This window comes from Paraburkholderia sp. BL6669N2, from assembly GCF_003387275.1.
Taxonomy (GTDB): domain Bacteria; phylum Pseudomonadota; class Gammaproteobacteria; order Burkholderiales; family Burkholderiaceae; genus Paraburkholderia.
This window is the reverse complement of the sequence record NZ_QUNA01000002.1, coordinates 2,882,881-2,905,952: the sequence shown is the minus strand read 5'-3', so window position 1 is coordinate 2,905,952 and position 23,072 is coordinate 2,882,881. Positions and strand designations below refer to the sequence as shown.

The 23,072-nt window shown below is 61.8% G+C and carries 20 protein-coding genes; 11 read left to right on the top strand and 9 right to left on the bottom strand.

The genetic code is table 11. The features are described 5' to 3' along the window. Positions 1–3: 3 nt before the first annotated feature. From B0G80_RS35505 to oxlT, 6 genes are all read right to left on the bottom strand, one after another. Positions 4–1,221: a YbfB/YjiJ family MFS transporter gene (locus B0G80_RS35505; RefSeq protein WP_116122413.1), complete on the bottom strand. Its 1,218-nt coding sequence runs from the start codon at positions 1,219–1,221 to the stop codon at positions 4–6. A gap of 314 nt (positions 1,222–1,535) precedes the next feature. Then, positions 1,536–2,462 carry a LysR family transcriptional regulator gene (locus B0G80_RS35500; protein ID WP_116122412.1) on the bottom strand — a complete coding sequence of 309 codons (927 nt, stop codon included), beginning with the start codon at positions 2,460–2,462 and terminating at the stop codon, positions 1,536–1,538. A gap of 83 nt (positions 2,463–2,545) precedes the next feature. Next, complete coding sequence (locus B0G80_RS35495; protein WP_116122411.1) at positions 2,546–2,977, bottom strand: PAS domain-containing protein; 432 nt, start codon at positions 2,975–2,977, stop codon at positions 2,546–2,548. A 105-nt stretch (positions 2,978–3,082) separates the two neighbouring features. After that, entirely contained in the window at positions 3,083–4,333 is a 1,251-nt protein-coding gene (gene frc, locus B0G80_RS35490) for a formyl-CoA transferase (RefSeq protein ID WP_106282699.1), read from the bottom strand. 24 nt (positions 4,334–4,357) lie between these two features. Then, on the bottom strand, positions 4,358–6,100 hold the full coding sequence (gene oxc, locus B0G80_RS35485; RefSeq protein ID WP_116122410.1) for an oxalyl-CoA decarboxylase: 1,743 nt from the start codon (positions 6,098–6,100) through the stop codon (positions 4,358–4,360). A 64-nt stretch (positions 6,101–6,164) separates the two neighbouring features. Further along, entirely contained in the window at positions 6,165–7,496 is a 1,332-nt protein-coding gene (gene oxlT, locus B0G80_RS35480) for an oxalate/formate MFS antiporter (protein ID WP_116122409.1), read from the bottom strand. 335 nt (positions 7,497–7,831) lie between these two features. Between oxlT and B0G80_RS35475 the strand changes: the two genes are divergently transcribed. From B0G80_RS35475 to B0G80_RS35445, 5 genes are all read left to right on the top strand, one after another. Further along, a complete protein-coding gene (locus B0G80_RS35475) occupies positions 7,832–8,350 on the top strand; it encodes a hypothetical protein (RefSeq protein WP_309568802.1) in 519 nt (172 codons plus the stop codon). Positions 8,351–8,692: 342 nt separating this feature from the next. After that, positions 8,693–9,277, top strand: a complete 585-nt coding sequence (locus B0G80_RS35465; RefSeq protein WP_116122407.1) for a hypothetical protein — start codon at positions 8,693–8,695, stop codon at positions 9,275–9,277. Between the two features lie 537 nt (positions 9,278–9,814). Continuing rightward, a complete protein-coding gene (locus B0G80_RS35455) occupies positions 9,815–10,837 on the top strand; it encodes an SGNH/GDSL hydrolase family protein (RefSeq protein ID WP_116122405.1) in 1,023 nt (340 codons plus the stop codon). 176 nt (positions 10,838–11,013) lie between these two features. After that, entirely contained in the window at positions 11,014–11,730 is a 717-nt protein-coding gene (locus B0G80_RS35450) for a glutathione S-transferase C-terminal domain-containing protein (protein WP_116122404.1), read from the top strand. Between the two features lie 102 nt (positions 11,731–11,832). Beyond that, positions 11,833–12,792, top strand: a complete 960-nt coding sequence (locus tag B0G80_RS35445; protein WP_241974851.1) for an alpha/beta fold hydrolase — start codon at positions 11,833–11,835, stop codon at positions 12,790–12,792. A gap of 64 nt (positions 12,793–12,856) precedes the next feature. Here the strand turns inward: B0G80_RS35445 and B0G80_RS35440 are convergent, their stop codons facing one another. Next, positions 12,857–14,755 carry a S9 family peptidase gene (locus B0G80_RS35440; protein WP_116122403.1) on the bottom strand — a complete coding sequence of 633 codons (1,899 nt, stop codon included), beginning with the start codon at positions 14,753–14,755 and terminating at the stop codon, positions 12,857–12,859. Positions 14,756–15,114: 359 nt separating this feature from the next. On the opposite strand from B0G80_RS35440, the gene B0G80_RS35435 reads away from it, so the two are divergent. The 6 genes from B0G80_RS35435 to B0G80_RS35410 all read left to right on the top strand — a co-directional run bounded on the left by B0G80_RS35435 (position 15,115) and on the right by B0G80_RS35410 (position 21,121). Further along, positions 15,115–16,221 (top strand): ABC transporter ATP-binding protein, encoded by a 1,107-nt coding sequence (locus B0G80_RS35435; RefSeq protein ID WP_116122402.1) that lies wholly within the window; start codon positions 15,115–15,117, stop codon positions 16,219–16,221. After that, positions 16,208–17,296 (top strand): ABC transporter ATP-binding protein, encoded by a 1,089-nt coding sequence (locus B0G80_RS35430; RefSeq protein WP_116122401.1) that lies wholly within the window; start codon positions 16,208–16,210, stop codon positions 17,294–17,296. Before B0G80_RS35435 ends, B0G80_RS35430 begins: the two co-directional genes overlap by 14 nt. After that, positions 17,293–18,189, top strand: a complete 897-nt coding sequence (locus B0G80_RS35425; RefSeq protein WP_116122400.1) for a carbohydrate ABC transporter permease — start codon at positions 17,293–17,295, stop codon at positions 18,187–18,189. Before B0G80_RS35430 ends, B0G80_RS35425 begins: the two co-directional genes overlap by 4 nt. Beyond that, entirely contained in the window at positions 18,179–18,988 is an 810-nt protein-coding gene (locus B0G80_RS35420) for a carbohydrate ABC transporter permease (protein ID WP_116122399.1), read from the top strand. The genes B0G80_RS35425 and B0G80_RS35420 overlap by 11 nt, the downstream gene beginning before the upstream one ends. Then, a complete protein-coding gene (locus B0G80_RS35415) occupies positions 18,988–19,269 on the top strand; it encodes a DUF2160 domain-containing protein (protein WP_116122398.1) in 282 nt (93 codons plus the stop codon). The genes B0G80_RS35420 and B0G80_RS35415 overlap by 1 nt, the downstream gene beginning before the upstream one ends. Positions 19,270–19,378: 109 nt before the next feature. After that, positions 19,379–21,121, top strand: a complete 1,743-nt coding sequence (locus B0G80_RS35410) for an ABC transporter substrate-binding protein (RefSeq protein WP_106282714.1) — start codon at positions 19,379–19,381, stop codon at positions 21,119–21,121. An 87-nt stretch (positions 21,122–21,208) separates the two neighbouring features. On the opposite strand, the gene B0G80_RS35405 is transcribed toward B0G80_RS35410, so the two are convergent. Together B0G80_RS35405 and B0G80_RS35400 are read right to left on the bottom strand one after the other, a co-directional pair. Further along, complete coding sequence (locus B0G80_RS35405; RefSeq protein ID WP_116122397.1) at positions 21,209–21,751, bottom strand: cytochrome b; 543 nt, start codon at positions 21,749–21,751, stop codon at positions 21,209–21,211. Then, positions 21,748–22,809, bottom strand: coding sequence for a catalase family peroxidase (locus B0G80_RS35400; RefSeq protein ID WP_116122396.1), 1,062 nt, complete (start codon positions 22,807–22,809; stop codon positions 21,748–21,750). Before B0G80_RS35400 ends, B0G80_RS35405 begins: the two co-directional genes overlap by 4 nt. Positions 22,810–23,072: the final 263 nt, after the last annotated feature.

Sequence of the window (23,072 nt, the reverse complement as noted above, 5' to 3'; positions counted from 1 at the left end):
TGGCTAGGCTTGCTTCGGACCGAACCGAAGCGCGCCGAATAGGTCCACCGCGAGAGCAAGCGCCAAAGACGCCGCACCGATCACGAACAGCGTCGTGTAGTTGCCGCCGTCGTGCGCGAATAGAAACGACAAACCGTACGCCGCGACGGCCTGCAAGACGGCGAAACTGGTGGTTGCCGCGCTCCACGCGCCTTTCTGGGCCGCCGGATGATGAGTGAGCAATTCATTGATCCTGCCGAGCACGAGCGCCACGATGCCCGGCACGAATGCGCCGACCACGACGCTCGACACGATCAACGCCGCCGGGCCACGCACGACAGCCGGCAACGCGACCGCGACGATCTGCAGGACATAGGCGACACGCAATGCCGGACCGAAGCCGGCGCGGTCAGCCAGATGACCTGTCAGCAGCGGGCCCACGATCGCCCCGAGTCCAAACAGCACCCAGTATTGCGCGCCCGCATCGAGACCCTTGCCGAGGCCGCGCGCCACGAAATCGACGAGAAAGATCATGTGCGGAACGAGGCCCACGGCGTTCAACGCATACTCGGTGTAGAGCGCGCGCAGCGACGCAGCCGGATAGGTCTGGCTATGCCGTGTGTGTTGCGAGGCGTGCTGTGCGACGGATTCGCCTCGTCCGGGCCAGCCGTTCCATGCGACGGCCGTCAACGCGAGGGAGATCGCGGCGAGTCCCAACCACGTTTGCATCAGGCCTTGGCGCAGCAGGATCGGCACGATCGTCCCGGATGCCACGATGCCGAGACCGATACCGCTGAAGATCGCGCCGCTCGCAAAACCCCTGCGCGATGGAGTCACGTGCGCGAGAATCGTCGGCGCGGCCAGCACCATCAGCGCGCCGCCCGCGAGGCCCGATGCGAAGCGCCAGACGAAGAACCAGAGAAACGAAACCGGAACGGCGCAGGCGACGAACGCGACGGTCGCGAGCAGCATCATCGCGCGTAACACGGTGGTCGCGTCGAAGCGCCGCGCCAGCCAGCCGCCCGCGAGCGCGCCTGCCAGATAGCCGCCGAGATTAGCCGCGCCGAGATACGCGGCGGTCGACGCCGGAAACCAGTGCGCGCTGACGATGGCCGGCAACAACGGGGTGTAGGCGAAGCGCGCGAGGCCGATACCGACAAGGCTCGCGCTGGCGCCTGCCAGCGCGCCGCGCCACACGTTGAATGCCGGCGGGATCGGTTCGTTGACGACTGCACGTTGCATCACTGCCTCCACGGTTCGGTTGCGCGCCGACTCGTCTTGCTGGCCGGTTCGACACGAAAGGTACGAAGGTCACCGCTCGCAATGCCTCGCAATGCGACAAACAATGCCTGGAGCGCCCACGCTGGGGCCGCCGTCCATGTGCGGATGTGTGTCCGTGGCGAAGATTGCCGAGTCGAGCGTCGCGTCGGTCGTATCAGTGAATTACCGGAATGGCCGACGGCTTGCGCCAGGTGATCTCGATGGAGGTAAGTCTAGATTGAACCGATTGAAGAGAGAATCCCCGCTGCACGGCAGACATTCTTCCGCGAAACGATTCAATTTCGAGCGGTAATCCGCTCGGACTGCGTGAAATGCTTGCGCAGACGCGGCGTCGCGAAATCGACGAACGCGCGCACCTTGGGCACGGCAAGGCGTCCGTGCGGCGTCAGCAAGTGGACCGGCAGCGGGGCGGGTTCGTTGTCGTTTAGGACGATCTTCAGCGTGCCTTCCTTGACCTGTTCGGCGACGTGATAGGAAAACATGCGGGTGACGCCGTGCCCCGCGACCGCCGAGGCCACGGCTGCCTGAATACTGTTGACGATAAAGCGAGGCGTGAACTGCACCACGCGCGGAATCGTCGAACCGTTCGGCGGCGGAAAGCTCCACGAGTCCAGGCCGAAGTGAGTCATGGAGATGATCTGATGCTGGGCCAGATCGGAAGGTTCGGTAATGGGAGGGTGCTTCGCCAGGTAGCGAGGCGACGCGGCAACGACCCGCCGCACTTCGCCGACGGGGATCGCCACCAGCGTCGAATCGGGCAGGTGAGCGATGCGCAACGCCAGATCCATCCCTTCGTCGATGAGGCTCACCGGACGATCGAGCATATTCAGGCGGACCGACACAGCCGGATAGCGGTCGACGAACTCGTCGATGATCGGCTGCAGCATGTCCTGGCCGGCGGCCACCGGCGCGGTGATCGTGAGCAGCCCGCGCGGCGCGGAGCGCTCGCCGGCGATCAGCAGGTCGGCCTCTTCGAGATCGGTGAGAATGCGGCGGCAGGCGGCGGCATATCGTTCGCCGGCTTCGCTTAGTTTGATGGTGCGCGTCGTGCGATGCAGCAAGGCCGTGCCGACATGCTCTTCGAGGAACGCAATAGCGCGGCTAACCGCGGCGGGCGAGCGGCCGAGTCGACGGCTCGCGCCCGCCAGGCTGCCTTCGTCGAGCGTGGCGACGAACACCTTCATTGCGTCGATGCGGTCCATGTTGCCTGATCCGGTCTGGTTGAAAACGCGATCTGGCAGAGTCTACAGCGATGGACCGAAAGGCAGTGTTGTGGCAAGGGCGCTCACGCGCCGGCGGATGCCTCCAGCTCCGCAAGCCGCTTGCGCAGCAGGCGGTCCTCCTGGAAGCGGCTGGTCTCGTCGCGGATCACGGCGACGATGCCGGTGAGTTCATTCTGCGGCGAATGCAGCAACGCGACCGTAAAGGCGATTGACAGGGAGCGTCCGTCCTTGTGCACGGCGGGGACGCGCAGCACGTCGTTGCCATAGCGGGTTTCGCCGGTCGCCATGGTCTTGTGATAGCCATCCCAGTGCCGGCCGCGCAGACGCTCCGGGATGATCAGGTCTAGCGAATTGCCGAGCGCCTCGCCTTGCGTGAAGCCGAACATGCGTTCGGCCGCGGGGTTCCAGAATGTGATGCTGCCGTGCGCGTCGGAAATGACGATCGCGTCGCCGATTGCGTTGGCAAGTTGCTGGAAGTCGATGGCGTTTTGCATGGCGCTCCCCCTCGATCTGAAAAACACGAATGCTCAATAGAATACGGCGCCGCCAGGACGCCGCATCGGCAAGGCCGGGCTGATACCCGGCCTTGCGTAGCACCATTAAACCGCTTTCACTTCGCGCAGGTTGAAGATGTCCTGCTTGCTGTAGCCGAGGCTCGCGAGCACTTCCTCGGTGTGTTCGCCCAGCAGCGGCGAGGCGGTGACTTCCGGCTTCAGATCCGAAAACTTGATCGGGCTGCCGACGGTCAGATACGAACCGCGTTTCTTGTGCGGCACTTCGACAATCGTGCCGCTCGCGCGCAACGACGGATCGTTGGCGAGTTCCTTCATGGTCAGCACCGGCGCGCACGGAATGTCGAACTTGCGCAGGATGTCGACCGCTTCGAACTTGGTCTTGTCGGCGAGCCAGCCTTCAATCGTGTTGAAGATGTCGAAGATATGCGGTTGACGTGCTTCCGCGGTCTTGTAGGCCGGGTCGTCAATCCACTCCGGCTTGCCGAGCGCCTTGCAGATCGGCTCCCACGCATGGCCCTGGATCGTGAAATAGATGTACGCGTTCGGATCCGTTTCCCAGCCCTTGCACTTGAGCACCCAACCCGGCTGACCGCCGCCGCCCGCATTACCGCCGCGCGGCACGACATCGCTGAATTCGCCGTGCGGATACTGCGGATATTCTTCCAGGTAGCCGACGCGTTCCAGCCGCTGTTGATCGCGCAGTTTCACGCGACACAGGTTCAGCACGCTGTCCTGCATCGACACCGCGACCTTCTGGCCCTTGCCGGTTTTGTCGCGTCCCAGCAGGGCGGTCAGAATGCCGATGGCCAGATGCATGCCGGTGTTGCTGTCGCCGAGGGCGGCCGCGCTGATGGTCGGCGGGCCGTCCCAGAAGCCGGTGGTGGAGGCCGCGCCGCCCGCGCATTGCGCGACGTTTTCGTAGACCTTCAGGTCGTCGTAGTGATGGCCGTCGCTGAAGCCCTTCACCGAAGCGACGATCATCTTCGGATTGAGTTCGTTCAGGCGTTCCCACGAAAAGCCCATCCGGTCCAACGCGCCCGGGCCGAAATTCTCGACCAGCACGTCCGATTCGCGGATCAGCTTTTCGAGCACCTCCTTGCCTTCGGGTTTCTTGGTGTCCAGCGTGAGCGACTTCTTGTTGCTGTTGAGCATCGTGAAGTACAGCGCGTCGGCATCAGGGATATCGCGTAACTGGTTGCGCGTCACGTCGCCGGAACCCGGCCGCTCGACCTTGATGACGTCCGCGCCGAACCAGGCGAGCAACTGTGTGCAAGCGGGGCCCGCTTGAACATGGGTGAAGTCGATGATCCTGATGCCTTCGAGAGGTTTGGTCATGTTGAATCTCCGTGGTTGCCCAGATTACTTTTTCATTGCCGCGCTTTGCGGATTCAGATTGGTCAAGCGGCCGCTTTCGGTGCCGGCCGCTTCGTCGATGACGGCGTTGATCAGACTCGGTTTGCCCGAGGCGATCGATTCGAGCAGCGCCTTCGTCAGTTCTTCCGGCGTGGTCGCGTGATAGCCGACGCCGCCGAATGCCTCGATCATCTTGTCGTAGCGCGCGTTCTTCACGAACACGGTCGGCGCGACATCCTTGCCGCCGGTCGGGTTCACGTCGGTGCCGCGATACACGCCGTTGTTGTTGAAGACGATGGTGCAAACCGGCAAGTCATAGCGGCAAATGGTTTCGAGTTCCATGCCGCTGAAGCCGAACGCGCTGTCGCCTTCAATCGCGACGACCGGTTTGCCGCTCGTCACCGCCGCGCCGATCGCGAAGCCCATGCCGATGCCCATGATTCCCCACGTGCCCGAGTCGAAGCGTTTGCGCGGCTCGTACATGTCGATGATGCTGCGGGCGTAGTCGAGCGTGTTCGCGCCTTCGTTGACGACGTTGATGTCCGGCCGTGTTTTCAGCACGTCGCGGATCGCGCGCAACGCGCTGTGGAAATTCATCGGCGACGGGTTCTTGTCGAGCGTCGCGGCCATCTTGGCGAGATTCTTGTTCTTGCGCTCCGCGATCGCGCCGGTCCACTCGCTGCCCGGCTTTTTGTAGCTCGCATCGAGGCCTTCACGCAGCGCCGCCACGCACGAACCGATATCGCCGATCACCGGCGCGGCGATCGCGACGTTACTGTCGATTTCTGTCGGCGAGATGTCGACCTGGACGAACTTCTTCGGCTCCGCGCCCCACGTCTTGCCCTTGCCATGTGAGAGCAGCCAGTTCAGACGCGCACCGATCAGCACGACGACGTCGGCTTCCTGCAACACGAACGAACGCGCCGCCGACGCCGATTGCTCGTGTGTATCGGGCAGCAGGCCCTTGGCCATCGACATCGGCAGATACGGAATGCCGCTTTGTTCGACGAAGCCGCGAATCTCCGCGTCGGCCTGCGCGTATGCCGCGCCTTTGCCGAGCAGGATCAGCGGACGCTTGGCGCTCTTCAGCACGTCAATGGCGCGCTTGACCGATTCCGGCGCGGGCAATTGACGTGGCGCCGCGTCGATCACGCGCACCAGCGATTGCTGCGCTTTCACGGCGTCCAGGGTTTGCGCGAGCAGCTTGGCGGGCAGGTCCAGATAGACGCCGCCAGGGCGGCCCGACACCGCGGCGCGGATCGCGCGCGCCACGCCGATGCCGATATCTTCCGCATGCAGCACGCGATAAGCGGCCTTCGCGTACGGCTTGGCTGCGTTCAACTGATCCATCTCTTCGTAATCGCCTTGCTGCAGATCGACGATTTCGCGCTCGCTCGAGCCGCTGATGAGGATCATCGGGAAGCAGTTGGTGGTCGCATTGGCGAGTGCGGTCAGTCCGTTCAGAAAGCCCGGCGCCGACACTGTCAGGCAGATGCCTGGCTTCTTCGTCATGTAACCGGAAACGGCCGCCGCATTGCCCGCGTGCTGTTCATGGCGAAAGCCGATGAAACGCATGCCTTCCGCCTGGGCAAGACGCGCAAGGTCGGTGATCGGGATGCCGACCAGGCCAAAGATGGTGTCGATGTCGTTCAGTTTCAGCGCGTCGATGACGAGATGGAATCCGTCGGTCGTCTCGGTCGCCTGTTGTGTCGACGTGTTGTCTGTTGTGGGCTGGTCGGCTTCTGCCATGACATCTCTCCTTGTTGGCGGGGCGTAGTGTGGTGTGTCGTGAGCGGGGCGCTCACGTGGTCAGTCAATCAGGCGAGCCGCCGGACGACGGCTGCAGCCGTGCTTCGGCGATAACGACGCTGGCCGGCGCGCCTGAGTTTTCGATCCAGCGCTTTCTCATGGGGGCGAGGATAAATTTCGCGGACACGGCGGCCGCGATCGACACCACGGCGGCGCAGATGAACACCGTGCTCCATCCGCCGTTCGCCGACAGCACCGATGCCAGCGGCACCAGCATCGACGCGGTGCCCTTCGCGGTGTACAGCGTTCCCGCGTTGGCGGCGGCGTATTTGCTGCCGAACGTATCGGCGCAGGTGGCCGGGAAGATAGAGAAGATTTCGCCCCAGCACAGGAACACGGCAGCCGCGAAGAACATGAAGGCGTACGGGTTATGGCCGAACTGCATGAGTCCCAGCAGCGCGACGCCTTCGCCGAGAAAGATCATGAACATCGTGTTTTCCCGGCCGATGCGATCCGACAGAAAGCCGCACAAGGGACGGGTGAAACCGTTGCACAGGTTGTCGATGGACAGTGTCATCGTGAGCAGCGGCAGCGTGATGCCCATCAGATTCACGGGCAGCTTGGCAAAGCCGTATTCCTTCGCAATCGGCCCGAGCTGCGCGGTCGCGATGATGCCGCCGGCTGCGACGAACACGAACATCAGATACAGCACCCAGAAGAGCGGCGAACGGATCATCTCGCCTGGCGTGTAGTCGATCTTGCTGGCAACGATGCGTTTGGCGGCGACAGCGTTGGCGGGCGGCTTCGGCCGAATCAGCATGGTGGCGAGCAGCAGAATGCAGACGCCCTGGAAAATGCCGAAGAACATGAAGGTGTGCTGGTAGCCCGAGCGTTGGATCATGTCGGCAATCGGGATCACGGTGACGGCCGCGCCGGCGCCGAAACCCGCCGCGGTCAAACCCGCCGCGAGACCGCGCTTATCCGGAAACCATTTGAGCGCCGTGCCCACACAGGTGCCGTACACGCAGCCCGCGCCGATCCCGGCAATGACTGCCGCGGCATACAGCTCGGCGAGACTGCTTGCATGGGCGTCGATGATCCAGCCGAGCGCCGCGCACAGCGAGCCGCCAATGACAACGGGACGCGGCCCGAACTTGTCGACGAGCCAGCCTTCGACCGGCACGAGCCAGGTTTCGGTGACGATGAAGATCGTGAACGCTGTCTGGATCGCCGCTTGTCCCCAGTGGTGCGCGTTGTCCATTGGTACGACGAACAGCGTCCACGCATATTGCAGATTCGCGACGAGTCCCATGCACACAATGCCGATCGCGAGTTGCACCCAGCGGTGATGCGTGAATGCAGTGCGGCCTTTTTCCGATGCGCTGGAATGTCCCATGTCTCCGTCTCCTGTATATTCCGTCGCGCTCAAATGGCGCGTTGGACTTACGTGATCGAACCGCTTCATCGCCGTTTTATTTGCGGCAGCGAGGCGCCAATGGTCGGCCAGAGGGAGCTGCACTAACGAAAACCCTTACCCGTTGAGCGTAAAACCGGCGAGTGAGAGGCGATGAGTCGTGCAGCGCGTCTGAGTGGATGCTGCGCGAGAACAGCAATAAGGAAAAGTTAAAACATTTTATGGTTTGCATTCGGCATTCCTAATGGATGCGCTGTCGCCCTTGCCCATGGCTCGATTGCCGGCGGTGGCTCGCTGTCCAAGGTGCGCGCACCTCGATGTTGTGGCCACTTGGGGTAAACCAATATATAAACAAAGCACTATCGTTTTTCGAAAAAACTTTAACTATTGTTTATTTATGCGCTCTTCTACTCTTCGTTCATGCCACCTGCCTGACGGAGACGACCATGAACCCCTCGCAATTCGACGCTGGCGACAGCGCGCACCATGCTGAAATCCAGGCGCAACTGTGCGCCTATAACGCCGCTTTCGATGAACTCGGCCTGCGCTTTCGTTGGGATACGCAGACGCTGGCGTTGCTGGCCATGATCGACGGCGAACAGGCGCAGATCGCCGCGTATATCGAAGCACATCATGCGCACTTGTTGAAAGCGTATAGCGCGGAGTTCTTGAGTCAGGCCATTCTTGAGAAGAAGCGTGCGCGTTACCCGGCGCCGCTGCCGAGGCGTGTGGAAAGCGCGCCGCGTCAGAGTCGCGTGGGTTATCAGCCAGAGATGAGCAACTGGCGCGAACGCGTTTTGCACGAGTTGGAACTGCCGGCGCTGGCCGGGGTATAGATGCGGCGCAAGTAGTTTCGGAAGATGGCGCCGGCGGCGTGACAGTCGTCCGGCGCATTGGCATAAGCCTGATAGCGTCCTATAGCGCGATCGATTGGTCAATAGAGAGGTGTGCTCTGTTGATCATTAGCCATTCCCATCAGATACTCGAAGCAACGTCCCTGCGCTCGCAAGATCATGGCCACGCTGGCGATGCGAGCAGACGGCTTCTTCGCCTCCGCGAGCGATTCATGCGTGGGACGGTTTAAAAAGTCGAGCGGGGCCGCCGTATTCTGATAGATGGCGTGCCCGCAAGCCCCGCAAATGGCGGGCACGGCACGCGCGAGACTGAGGAGGCCCGAAATGGCGCATGCGGATCTGGCGATACTTGGAGGCGTCGGGATTCTCGCGCTGGCCTGCCTGCTCGTGTGCGGTATTTACCTGTACTGGAGCAGCGACAGGTACCGCCGCCGGCAGCAGCGCCTGGAAATGCAAATCAGCGCAAACCAGGCGGCGGAGCAGAACGACGAACAGTTTTCGGAACCGGGGGCAACCATGGGCACGCAACTGAGCCAGCGCTGCAAAACTTCGCTGTATCGGGCGGTGGTCAACAACGCGCACGGCGAAAGCATCGTGTTCTTGCTTGCCGGCAGCCGTGACGATGCGCGCAAGCGGGCGGCCGGCGCGCTGGCCGCTATCCACGGCACCGCGGCCGACAATGTGTCTCTCTCCAACATGGCCTCGTTCGGCGAACTGGTCGACGTCGGTGTCAGCGAGGACGAGGAACTGCGGATATTCGAAATGGCCTGGAAAGGTGCGGATGTTAGTGCCTGGGCCGAGCACCCGCTTTTCCTGACTGATGATCCCAGCTTGACAGGGAAGTGGGCCGAACTCTACGCGGATCTTGCGCGGGAGTTGGCTGTCAGCGCAATCGACCGGGCTCGCTAACGACCGGAGCGGGTGGCGCGGACGTCGTCGCCAGCGCCACGCATTGCTGTGCAAGGACATCGGTCGGATCGACCAGACTGACGCGCACGCCGGTCGTGTCTACGAAGCTCTTCGTCGGCAACAGAAGCGGCAACTCCCATTCCGAGACTCCGCCGCGCGCGAGAAGCTTTGATACTGGGAAAGTGCGATGAAGTGCTCGATCCACTTGATTTCTATTTCGGATCCGTTTTGCGTGTAGTAAGAGCGCGTGTTTCGAAGTGAATGCGTGATTCTACGCAGGCGAAATGCGCCCGACACGCTATGAGGGGCGTGCCGCAACTGGCCGCCGGATTGATACGGAATCCTTCGATTGACGGCGGCCATATGCGCTGCAATGCCTCGCGTCGCTCCCATTCTCGAAGTGCGCATGACGTCGCAGCAGCGTCATCCGCGATAGCGCACGCTTATTGCTTGAAGAGTGTGCTTATCGGGAGAGCGCGACCGGCGATAAAGCCGCAATGTCGCAACGGCTCTCGGGACAGCCAGGGAGACGCTGCGATGCGAGGAATAAATGACACGGTACGCGCTGCAATTTTTGCAGTAGCGCTGTCACTACTTACCGCGTGCGGCGGCCACGGTGGCGACTCGAATAATAGCGGTAGCCCCGCCACACCGGCCGGCGGCATCAATCTGCAAATCGTCTCGTTCGGCGACAGCCTTTCCGACGTCGGAACCTACGCGCCGCTTGCAAGCGCGGTTGGCGGCGGCCGTTTCACGACGAATCCCGGGCAGGTGTGGACTCAGGATGTCGCGCAGTATTACGGCGACACGCTAAAGGCTGCCTATACGATCGACGTCACGCATAAACTCAGTGCGCAGGGCGGCTTGGGCTATGCGGAAGGCGGCGCTACCGTAGCGACCCCGGCCAATCAGTCCAATTTTCTGACCGCGGTGATCGGCAACGTCGAGATGCCAGTCAATCAGCAGGTGTCCAGCTATCTCTCGGCGCATGGCAGTTTCAACGCCAATCAACTGGTGCTCGTCTGGGCCGGCGCGAACGATGTACTTCGCGCCGGGCAGTTGCCGGCCGCGGCCCCGACCGTGCAGACGGCGGCGAACACCCTGGCTCAGGTCATCGGGCAGATCGTCCAGAACGGCGGCGCGCACGTCGTGGTGGTCAATCTTCCAAACGTCGGGCTCTCGCCAACCGGCCTTGCCTCATCCGATGGCGGGGCTAACCTGAGCCAGCTATCGCAATTGTTTAACGATACGCTGAACACCGCGTTGCAGACCGCAGGTGTGCAGGCAAAAGTCATCCAGGTCGATGCCTATACGTGGCTGAACGGGATCATCACCAACTTTCAGGCCAATGGCTTTGCCGTGTCGAACACCGGCCAGGCCTGCGACCCCAAGAAGACGCCCGACAACACGGCCTTGCTATGCTCGCCGCCAACCTACGTGACCAGCAACGCGGACCAGACATACATGTTCGCCGACGACCTTCATCCGACCACGCATCTGCATTCACTGTTTGCGCAGTTCGTCGAGCAGCAGATCGCCAGGAGCGGTCTGGGGCACTGAGAGACGGCGTACAGCGCATGGAGAAAAACCGTTTATGCCCATGTACCGTCATCGCACGCCAATCACATGACGGTCGACCGGGAGTCGCGTAAGCTTGAGCGCATCGTATCCGCTCACTTCCACGCTCCGCAGTAGTGACCTCTTCGCGGAGTGACGGCCTTGGCGAGGAGTCTCTCATGCTGACGCTCTATTCCTATCCCGACCTGTTTGGCGTCGCCGATAACAATCCTTTCGGTCTCAAGGTATTTGCGTTCATGCGTCTCTGCGGGATGGACTTCGAGCATCGGCACATTCTCGATACGAGCCTCGCACCGCGCGGACAGTTGCCATATCTGGTCGATGGCGAAGCAACGATCGGCGATAGCGACGGAATCATCGCCCATTTGAAGCGTCGGTACGACCTGCGCATTGACCACGCGCTTTCGCCGGGACAATTGAATCTCGACTTCCTGGTCCGAAGGACGCTCGACGACCTGTACTGGCCGATGAGCTTTTCACGTTGGCGCGACGACCGCTTCTGGCCGTCTTTCCGCGACGCCATTCTCGCCACCCACGCGGACGTGAGCGCAAGCGACCTCGAAGCCGCGCGCGAATACAACCGGTTGCGCTATCACTACCAAGGCATTGGCCGCTACGAGCCGGAGCAGGTCTATGCGAGAGGTATCGACGATTTGCGTGTCGTGGCGGATCTGCTCGGCAACGACGGATTTGTTTTCGGGCCCGAGCCGACAACCGTCGACGCGGCGATCTACGGCTTTGTCGCCAACATCTATTTCTACCGGATCGACACGCCGTTGAAGCATTACGTGCTCTCGCGTCCGGCGCTGGTTCGCCATTGCGAGGCCATTCATGAGCGGGTTAACATCGAGGCGCGCGCACACGTATCCCCTTGAGGCGAGCGAATAGGCCACTAGGCAAAATGGTCCATCAGGGTTGCTTGATCGCCGGAACCCTGCGTTGCTCGCCACGCTAAACTGAATCTCATGGATCCGACCTTGCACGAACTTCGCCTCGAGACGCTGCAAGTCGGCGCATTGCGCATGCGGGTGGCCACCCAGGGCGACGGCCCGCTGGTGCTCCTATGTCATGGTTTTCCGGAGTCCTGGTACTCCTGGCGGCATCAGTTGGCGGCGCTCGCCGCCGCGGGCTTTCGCGCCGTCGCACCCGATATGCGCGGCTATGGCGGCACCGATGCACCGCCCGATGCGGACTCGTACACGATGCTGCATCTCGTCGGCGATATGGTCGAACTCGTCAACGTGCTCGGTGAAAGCGAGGCTGTGATCGTCGGCCACGATTGGGGCGCGCCGGTCGCCTGGAACTCGGCGATGTTGCGGCCCGATCTGTTCCGTGCCGTTGTCGGCATGAGCGTGCCGTTTCATCCGCCTGCACGGGAGGATTTGCTTACTGCACTGGATCGCCAAGGAATACGAACATTCTATATGCAGTACTTCCAGACGCCCGGTGTAGCCGAGCGCGAGTTCGAGGCGGATCCCGAAGCCGCGATTCGACGCATCACCTTCAGCATGTCGGGCGATGGGCCCGAACGCGTCGTGGCCGGAATATTGGCACCCGGCGCAGGTTTTCTCGACAACACGCTCGACCCCGAGACGCTGCCAGCCTGGCTGACCAGCGAAGAGATTGCCTATGTGGCGGGCGAGTTCGCGCGCACGGGTTTCAGAGGCGGACTCAACTGGTATCGCGGTATTCGACGCTCGTCGGAACTCATGGCTGCGTGGCGAGGGGCCGTGATCCGGCAGCCTTCGATGTTCGTGGCCGGCGCGAGAGACGACGTTCTCAAGTTTCCGGGCTCGCGGGCGCGTATCGAGAATCTGGCACGCGTGCTACCCGGGTTGCGTGGCTGCCATATTCTCGACGGCGCGGGTCATTGGATTCAGCGCGAACGCTCGACCGAAGTGAGCGACTTGCTAGTCGCGTTCCTGAGAGGTCTGTAAAGCGGCACGGCGGGCCGACGCGAGTTTGCGCCGACCGCCTTCCCATGCGGAAGCTGTCGGCCCGCTACGCCGCTGAACGGCCGCCTAGATGTTGCGCGAGAAAGACCTCCATCGCCTCATAGAATTCGAACTGGTTTTCTTCGTTGTGGAAGCCGTGTCCTTCGTTGTCTTTGAGCATGTACTTGACGTCGATCCCACGTTCACGCAGGGCGTTCACGATCTGGTCGCTTTCGGCTTGCTTGACTCGCGGATCGTTGGCGCCTTGCGCGACGAATAACGGCGTCACGATTCGATCCACGAAGAATAGCGGTGACGCATCGTGCAGCGCCTGCTTGCCCGTTTCGGTTTGCGGGTTGCCGATCATCTCGTACATCATGTCGAGCATCGGCTTCCAATACGGCGGCAGCGATTCGAGCAACGTGAACAGATTCGAAACGCCGACATAGTCGACCGCTGCCGCATAGCGCGTGGGAGTGAATGCGACGCCGGCGAGCACCGCGTAGCCTCCGTAGCTCGCGCCGTAGATGCCCACGCGCGCTGGGTCGGCCAGACCTTGCGCGACGAGCCAGTCGATACCATCGTCGATGTCGTCCTGCATCGACTTGCCCCACTGACCGAAGCTCGCCTCCCAGAACGCGCGTCCATAGCCCGTCGATCCGCGGAAGTTCAGCTGCAAGACGGCGTACCCGCGATTGGCGAGCAGTTGCACTTCGGGGTTGAATCCCCACGAATCGCGCGCCCAAGGTCCTCCGTGCGGATTGACGATCAACGGGAGCGGGCGCTCCGGCTTTTGCCCGAGTGCGACGCCCGCAGGCAACGTCAGATAGCCGTTGATCCGCAACCCGTCGCGCGCGACAAAGCTGATCGGTTCCATTCGCGCCATGTCCGCGGCGTCGAGCCAGGGCATCAGATCACATAGCCGGGACAGATGGCGGCTGGCGATATCGTACGTCCAGATCGAGCCCGGCGACAGGTCGCTCGAAGCGTGGACGATCGCGCGCGACTCGTCGCGCGTGATGCTCGTGATCGCGATCTCCTGGCCGGGCAACTGACGGGCCAGATCTTCGTGGATCGAACGCGCCCACTCGTCGAAGAAGTGCCGATGCAAACGGTCATCCACATACCACGCTGCGGTCAATACGCGCCGATGTTGCGAAAAGGTCATGCCGCCCACGTCCACGTGTTCGGTTTCGAACAGCAGCTCGCCCTCCTGCACGGTTTGCGGGTCGAACTCGAAGATGGCCGTCTTGTCGCGGCCTCGATTGGAGAGCACGTACAAGCGCTGATCGTCGAAGGTAAAGAACAGCGGCGACACCGTTTCGCGAAAGTCCGCCGTGAGGATCGGGCGGAACGGTTCGGTTTCGGTATCGCGGTAGAGCAAGGTCGTGTTGACGCCGTCCGAGGCCGTCGCGACGCGCAGGTTCCCAGCGTGATCGGTCATCCAGCCCAGGATGTTCCCGGGGTTTTCAGCGATTGGAGTGAAGGCGCCCGTAACGACGTCGACGCGAAACACGTCGAACACCTGCGGGTCGCGCCGGTTCATCTGAATCAGGATATGGCGGTCGTCGTCTCTGAGATCGTCGACGATGCTCGCCTTGACGCCGTCGAACGGCGTCAGGTCGACCGGTTCGCCGCCATGGATCGGCACGGACAACACGTGATAGTTTTCGTCGCCGCCAAAGTCCTTAACGAACAGTATGCGGTCGTTTCCCTTCCAGGTATGGCCCGGCACGTCGCGTTCGGTTTCGTTGGTCAAAGCCCGCGCGTCCCCTGACGGTGAGCCATCGGGGCCGACTTCCTGAACGAAGATGTTCTGGCGGCCCGCGTGCCGGGTCAAGAACGAGAGATGCCGGCCATCCGGCGAAATCGTGAACTGGTGTTTTTCGGGCCTGCGGAAAAAGTCGCGTACCGAGTAGAGCTTGACGGTCCGGTCAGCGGCTTCTTTATCGTTGACAGCACTCATGCGGTCCTCCTCAAAAGCCCCATTTGACCACGCGCGTCAAACCTGCGTCCTATCCGCGCGGCGCGAGCAGGCTATTCGTCGGTCGGATTGCCATTCTGTTACGCTGACATCCAGATTACGATTGACGCAAAGTAAAACGATCAACGAAAGCAATCGTTATCAATGTGGTAAGCGCCGGTGAACTTCGTTGTCGACCGATTGTATGGTTAACACCAATTTAAACGTAAACGAACAAAAAGGAACATCGAACCCGTTGTTTTGATTTCCTTTCAGAAAAAGGGGTGCGCTCGCCGTCCGCCCCAAGTTGGACCAGAAGGCACCCGCGGTACCGGAGACGCACTAGAACAAAGGAGAGCGATTTGGTCTTGGAACTGGAGCGGGTGACGGTCGTTTCGGGCGCCCACACGGACCTGTACGGCGTCGATCTGCGGCTTGTCCCCGGCGCGATCAACGTGCTGCTCGGACCGACGCAAGCCGGCAAGACCACCCTGATGCGCGTGATGGCCGGACTCGACCGCCCGGCTTCCGGCCGGGTGCTGGCCGACGGCAACGACGTGACCGGCGTCAGCGTGAGGCAACGCAACCTCGCGATGGTCTACCAGCAGTTCATCAACTATCCGGCCATGACGGTGTTCGACAACATTGCGTCGCCGCTGCAGCTGCAAAAGACGCCCGCCGACGAAGTCAAACGGCGCGTCCACGAAGTCGCCGCCAAACTCCATATCGATCACCTGCTGCAACGGCGTCCGGGCGAACTGTCCGGCGGCCAGCAGCAGCGTTGCGCGCTGGCGCGGGCGCTGGTCAAGCGCTCGTCGCTGGTCTTGCTGGACGAACCGCTCGTCAATCTCGACTACAAGCTGCGCGAGGAATTGCGCGTGGAATTGGCGACGTTGTTCGCGGACGGCAAAACCACCGTCGTCTACGCGACGACCGAACCGCTCGAAGCGCTTCTGCTCGGCGGCTATACGGCGATCGTCGACAAGGGGCGCGTGCTGCAGCACGGACCGACGCTCGATGTGTACAACGCGCCGGCCAATATCGACGTCGCGGCCGTCTTCAACGACCCGCCGATGAATATGCTCGCCAGCAATCTCACCGCCGACGGCGCCGCGCGCCTGCCAATCGGTATCGACGTGCCGCTCGGGCGGCCCAGCGTGCGGGCTGTCAGCGCAAACGAAACGGTCCGCATCGGCGTCCGTCCCGGCCATCTGCGACTCGCGCCGCGAACGCCGCGCTCCGTTGCCGTGCCGTGCCGGCTCGAACTGGCCGAACTGAGCGGCTCCGAAACCTACTTGCATCTGCATACGCGGCAAGGCGGCATCGATCTGGTGGCGCAACTGCAAGGCGTGCATCAGATCGATCTGGGTACTGAACTCGACGTGTACATCGACCCTGACGAACTGTTCGTGTTCGGCGCGGACACGACGCTGGTGTCTGGCCCGGAGGCCGCTCATGGCGCGCATTGAGTTCCAGAATCTCGCGCATGCGTATGCACCCAACCCGGCCACGCTCGACGACTACGCGTTGCAACCAATGAGCATGGTTTGGGAAGACGGCGGCGCGTATGCGTTGCTCGGGCCGTCCGGTTGCGGCAAGTCCACGCTGCTCAACATTGTGTCCGGTCTGGTGACGCCCTCGGAGGGCAAGGTGTTGTTCGACGGCAGCGACATCACGGCGCAGAGCCCGCGCGAGCGCAACATTGCGCAAGTGTTCCAGTTCCCGGTGATCTACGACACGATGAGCGTGTTCGACAACCTCGCGTTCCCGCTGCGTAACCGGAAAATGTCGGCACATGACGTGAAGCAGCGTGTTCACGAAGTCGCGGAAATTCTCGACATGACGCGTGAATTGCCGCGCAAGGCGAACAATCTGTCGGCGGATGCGAAGCAGAAAATCTCGCTTGGACGTGGCCTCGTGCGCAAGGACGTCGCCGCGATCCTGTTCGATGAACCCTTAACCGTTATCGATCCGCATATGAAGTGGATCCTGCGTCGTCAGTTGAAAAAGATTCATCAGCAACTGAAGCTGACGTTGATCTATGTGACGCACGATCAGGTCGAGGCGCTGACCTTCGCCGATGAAGTCGTCGTGATGACGAACGGCCGCGTCGTGCAGAAAGGGGATCCGAGCGCCCTGTTTTTGCGGCCCGATCATGCGTTTGTCGGCTATTTCATCGGCAGTCCGGGGATGAATCTCTGTCCGGTCGAACTGAACGCCGACGGCATCAGGATCGGCACGCAACACTTGCAACTCGACCCGCCTACGCTCGATACGCTGAAGCACGCCAACGGCAGGTTGACGCTCGGCATTCGCCCAGAGTTCGTGCGCCTCGCGAGCGACAGTGAAGCCGGCGCGGTGAAAGCTCACCTGCTGCGTGTGCAGCAACTCGGCAACTACCAACTGGTTACGGCGCAGTGCGATGGCCACGTCTTCAGGGCAAAGGTCGAACCGCATCTGCGTGTCGATGAAGGGGCGGTCTGGTTGAAGCTCGCCACGGCGGAAACCGTATTCTTCAGCAACGACGAAAGGATCACGCGATGAGCAAGCCCGTCAATCAGAAGGCGTGGCTGCTGGTCGTGCCGGTGTTCATCTGCGTCGCGTTTTCGGCCATCTTGCCGCTCATGACGGTGGTCAATTATTCGGTGCAGGACATTATCAGCCCGACGCAACATGTGTTCGTCGGCACCGAGTGGTTTCGCGCCATCATCAACGACGACGACCTGCGCGGCGCGCTCGGACGGCAGATCATCTTCTCCGCCTGCGTGCTGCTGTTCGAGATTCCGCTTGGCGTCGGACTTGCACTCGCAATGCCCGCGTCCGGCTGGCGCGCGTCGGCTTCGCTGGTCGTGCTGGCCATGCCGCTGCTGATTCCATGGAACGTGGTCGGTACGATCTGGCAGATTTTCGGGCGTCCGGATATCGGCCTGCTCGGTTACGCACTCAATCACGCGGGCATCGAATATAACTACACGGCCAGTCCCGCCGCCGCGTGGATCACGGTGCTCGTCATGGACATCTGGCATTGGACGCCGCTCGTCGCGCTGCTCTGCTATGCCGGCTTGCGCGCGATTCCCGACGCGTTCTATCAGGCCGCCGAAATCGACGGCGCCAGCCGCTTCGCCGTATTCCGTTATATCGAGCTGCCGAAGATGCGCGGCGTGTTGATGATCGCCGTGCTGCTGCGCTTCATGGACAGCTTCATGATCTACACCGAGCCGTTCGTGCTGACGGGCGGCGGCCCCGGCGATTCAACCACGTTCCTGTCGCAGTACCTGACGCAGAAAGCGGTCGGCCAATTCGACCTCGGCCCGGCAGCGGCATTTTCGCTGATCTACTTCCTGATCATCCTGTTGCTGTGTTTCATTCTGTACAACTGGATGGAGCGCGTGGGCAAAGGCGGCCCTGCAACGCTGGGAGACGACCATGCGCAATAACCGCTGGATGCGCGTGGCCGTGCTGACGTTGTACATCCTGTTCGCGCTGATTCCGCTCTACTGGATGCTGTCGATCTCGCTGCGCACGAACGAGGAGACGATGTCCGCGTTCGCGATCTGGCCGCATCACGTGACCTTCGACAACTACAAGGTCATCTTCACCGATCCGTCCTGGTACTGGGGCTATATCAATTCGATCATCTACGTGCTGATGAATACGGTGATGTCGGTACTGGTCGCGCTGCCTGCCGCGTACGCGTTCTCGCGCTATCGCTTTCTCGGCGACAAGCACATGTTCTTCTGGCTGCTCACCAACCGGATGACGCCGCCCGCGGTGTTCCTGCTGCCGTTCTTCCAGCTGTATTCGAGCGTGGGCTTGATGGATACGTATATCGCGGTCGCGCTCGCGCACATGCTGTTCAACGTGCCGCTGGCGGTGTGGATTCTTGAAGGCTTTATGTCGGGCGTGCCGCGTGAAATCGACGAAACCGCCTATATCGACGGCTATACGTTCCCGGCATTCTTCATCAAGATTTTCCTGCCGCTGATCAAGTCGGGCGTGGGCGTGACCGCGTTCTTCTGCTTCATGTTCAGCTGGGTCGAACTCCTGCTCGCTCGCACGCTCACCACCGTCAACGCCAAGCCGATTGCCGCGGTGATGACGCGCACGGTATCGGCGGCGGGGATGGATTGGGGCGTGCTGTCGGCGGCGGGCGTGCTGACCATCGTGCCCGGCGCGCTCGTCATCTATTTCGTGCGGAACTACATCGCGAAGGGCTTTGCGATGGGGAGAGTCTGATGCTCACGTGGATGTATTGGACACCGGAAGTGGCGATCTTCTTCGGCTGCATCGTGGTGATGCTGGCGGGCATGACCGTGTGGGAAATCCGCTCGCCCACCGCCGAACGCAAAGGCTTCCTGCCGATCGGCACCACACGCGGCGACCGGCTTTTTATCGGACTGCTGATTGCGGCGTATATCAATCTCGCGTGGATTGGCATCAGCGCGGAACGCGCGAGCGCATGGCCCGGTTTTGCGGCGTCGATGCTCGTGCTGCTGATCGTCATGTGGAAAGGATGAACAGCATTGCGTCCTGAAGGTTTGCGTATCTGGACAGACCGGTTCCGTTGATGCCCCCGGGCGGACCTCGGCAGTTGATCCAAGGGGTGCGGAGACACAGGAGAAAGCCATGCAACAGAGGAGACGAATCGTCACGCTCGCCGTGGCAGGCGTCATCGCGACTGGCTTCACGAGCCACGCGTCGATCGCCGGCACGCCCGAAGCGCAGAAGTGGGTCGATAGCGAGTTCCAGCCCAGCACGCTATCGAAGCAGCAGCAGATGGACGAGATGAAGTGGTTCATCGATACCGCTGCGACGCTGAAATCGGCAGGCGTCAAGGAAGTGCACGTGGTGTCTGAAACACTCGACACGCACATGTACGAATCGAAAACGCTCGCCAAGGCGTTCACCGAAATCACCGGCATTTCAGTCAAGCACGACATCATCCAGGAAGGCGACGTCGTCGAGAAACTGCAGACCTCGATGCAATCCGGCCAGAGTATTTACGACGGCTGGATTTCCGACTCCGACCTGATCGGCACGCATTATCGCTATGGCGTGATCATGCCGCTGTCCGACTATATGACCGGCGAAGGCAAGAAATATACGAACCCTGGTCTCGACATCAAGGATTTTATCGGCACAAGTTTCACGACCGCGCCGGACAAGAAGCTCTATCAGCTGCCCGACCAGCAGTTCGCGAATCTTTACTGGTTCCGCGCCGACTGGTTTGCGCGCAAGGATCTGCAGGACAAGTTCAAGGCGAAATACGGCTACGAGCTGGGCGTGCCGGTGAACTGGTCCGCGTATGAGGACATCGCCGAATTCTTCACGAACGACGTCAAGAATATCGACGGCGAAAAGGTCTATGGGCACATGGACTACGGCAAGAAAGACCCGTCGTTGGGATGGCGCTTTACCGATGCATGGCTTTCGATGGCGGGCGAAGCCGACAAGGGCATTCCGAACGGCATGCCGGTCGACGAATGGGGCGTGCGCGTCACGCCGGACGGTTGCCATGCGGTGGGTGCGTCGGTCTCGCGCGGCGGCGGCACGAATAGTCCGGCCGCGGTGTTCGCGACCACCAAATACATCGACTGGCTGAAGAAGTTCGCGCCGCCCGAAGCCTCGGGCATGACCTTCAACGAAGCGGGGCCGGTGCCGGCGCAAGGCAAGATCGCCCAGCAGATCTTCTGGTACAGCGCGTTCACCGCGTCGATGCTGAAACCCGGCAACGTGACCAACGCGGACGGCACGCCGAAGTGGCGGATGGCGCCGTCGCCGCACGGTCCATACTGGAAGGACGGCATGCAGAACGGCTATCAGGACGTCGGTTCGTGGACTTTCTTCAAGTCGACGCCGCCGAATCAGCGCGCTGCCGCGTGGTTATACGCGCAGTTCGTCACGTCCAAAACCGTCTCGCTGAAGAAGTCGATTACCGGTCTCACGTTCATTCGCGATTCCGATATTCATAGCGATTACTTCACGAAGAACGCGGACAAGTACGGCGGGTTGATCGAGTTCTATCGAAGCCCGGCTCGTGTCGCGTGGACGCCGACTGGCAACAACGTACCCGATTATCCGAAGATGGCGCAACTGTGGTGGAAGAACGTCGCGACAGCCGTCGCCGGCGAGAAGACGCCGCAAGCCGCGATGGACAATCTGGCGAAAGAAATGGACCAGGTACTCGGCCGTCTGCAGCGCGCGGGCATGAAGGTCTGCGCGCCGGAATTGAATCCGGAAAGCGCACCGGACAAATGGTTGTCGGATCAGCACGCACCGTGGAAGAAGCTGGCGAACGAGAAGCCGAAAGGCGAAACGGTCAAGTATGACCAGTTGCTGACTGCGTGGAAGCAGGGGAAGGTGCGGTAAGCGTGACGATGCGGTAACTCAGTAGAGTTTGACGCGGGCGGCCTGTGCAGGTCGCCCGCTTCGCTTCAATCGCCGGAGGCGCGGGTCTCACCGCCTCGACCAGGACGCCATCGCCTCGAATACACCGTCACGTCTCACTAGCGCGTGCAGCAGCGCCGCCGCCAGGTGAAGCACGATCAGCGCAAAAAAACACAGCGCGAGCGTTCTGTGCGCGTTCCAGAGCAGCGTGTGCAGACCGTTGCTATGCGGCAGGATGGACGGCAAATGTATTCCGAACACCACGACAGGATAGTCCGCCGCCGACAGCATGCCCCAGCCGATTAGCGGCAGCCCGATCATCAATAGATAGAACGCGAGATGCGAGAGGCGGGCGGCGAGTTTCATCGGTTCCGGCATCGACGCCGGCAGCGGCGGCGCGCCGCGCGTGAACCTCACCACCAGGCGAATCAGCGCCAGCACGAGAATCACGATACCCAGCGGCTTGTGAATCGACACCAGCGAAAGATAATCCGGGCGGACGGTGGACACCATCCCGACGCCGATGAACAGCATCGCCAGAATGCAGATCGCCATGAGCCAGTGAAGCGCGCGTTGCAGCGGTGTGAAGCGAGCGTGGATCGGGGTCGTCATGGCGTGGCTCCTCCCGCCGGATGGCGCGGATAGTCCTTATCCTCGGCGGTCCGCCGGTTGAACGAGACAGAATAGGCGGCTGATCGCGCGGCCGGAAACGGGTCGTCCGAGACGTGCATGCCGGAGGGCAGGACCGTGGGATCGAAGTTGAGATCGCGACACGGACCGTCGGCCTCGGGCTCGATCGCGTTGACCACCAGTGTGCCCGCCTCAACCTTGCGTCGGTCTTCCGGCCAGGCTTTGGTGGGGTCGGCGGTCGGATCGCCTGGGTTGGCGGCGGTGATGACCAGCGTCCAGCGTTGCGGAGCGCTCTGCACCCGCTGCGTGATATCCGCGGCGAGAAAGTCGGCGCCTTTCGCCTTCAACTGGTCGGGGGAGACAGCCTCGGGCTGCGCGGCCGGTACGAAGGACCAGCGCACGGGCTGCTCCTGCCCCTGGGCATTCGTGAAGATGAAGCTATTGAGGCTGTTGTAGCGGTCCTGCGCGTACGAGGCTGTCCACGGCGCGCTGCCGGCCCAGCCGACGAATGTGCCGAACTCCGGGTGCGCGGCGACAAAATTCTTCATCGCGTCCGGATCGCTCGTGTTGGCCGACGCCTGAAGCAGGGCGTAGAACGCCTGCGGCGTGGCGACCGGGAAGAAGGGCGCGTCGATCATCGCCGTGCGCCATTCGCTTCCATCCGGTCCGACGATGCGCAGGCTGAGGCCTCGCACCCTGACCGTGGCATCCGGCGCTTTGGGGTCGGCCGTAGCGAGGTTAAAACGTCCTGTGACCGGATACGATCCAGGCGCGAACATCGGCGCCTTCGAGAGAGCCGTAGCTCCGCCGTTCGATTCGAAAGTGCCGGTAAAGCAGACGCCCTTGGCATGATTGCGCCGGAAGCCGAGTGCCGCGCCGCCCGGCGGCGCGAGACCGTTGACGATCTTTGCCGGCGTGAGACGCCCTGGCGAGAGCCAGCCCGCCGTATAGGCGAAGGCCGCGACCAGCGCGGCCACGACCACGGCAATCAGCACCAGCGAACGGACGGCGGAGGCATTGGAAGTCGGTCTGTCGGCCATCGATCTCTCCCGATCAATGATTCGGCTGAGTAAAAATCTAGCAGGGTGGGGAGAATAGTGCCATTGGTTGATGAATTGTGCTTACTCGATCAAAGAAGGTGTCTGATCGTGGAAGTTCTCCAAATGGACAGAATCCGCTTCCGCGCAAAAAAATAACAACCGCCGTCTCAAGAACTGCAGCCCGTTGCCGATATTGCGTGAAGAGCGCTTTCGGTTGGATGTTCCGCTGGCACTACGGACAGGTGTATGCTGGCCAGTCCGTA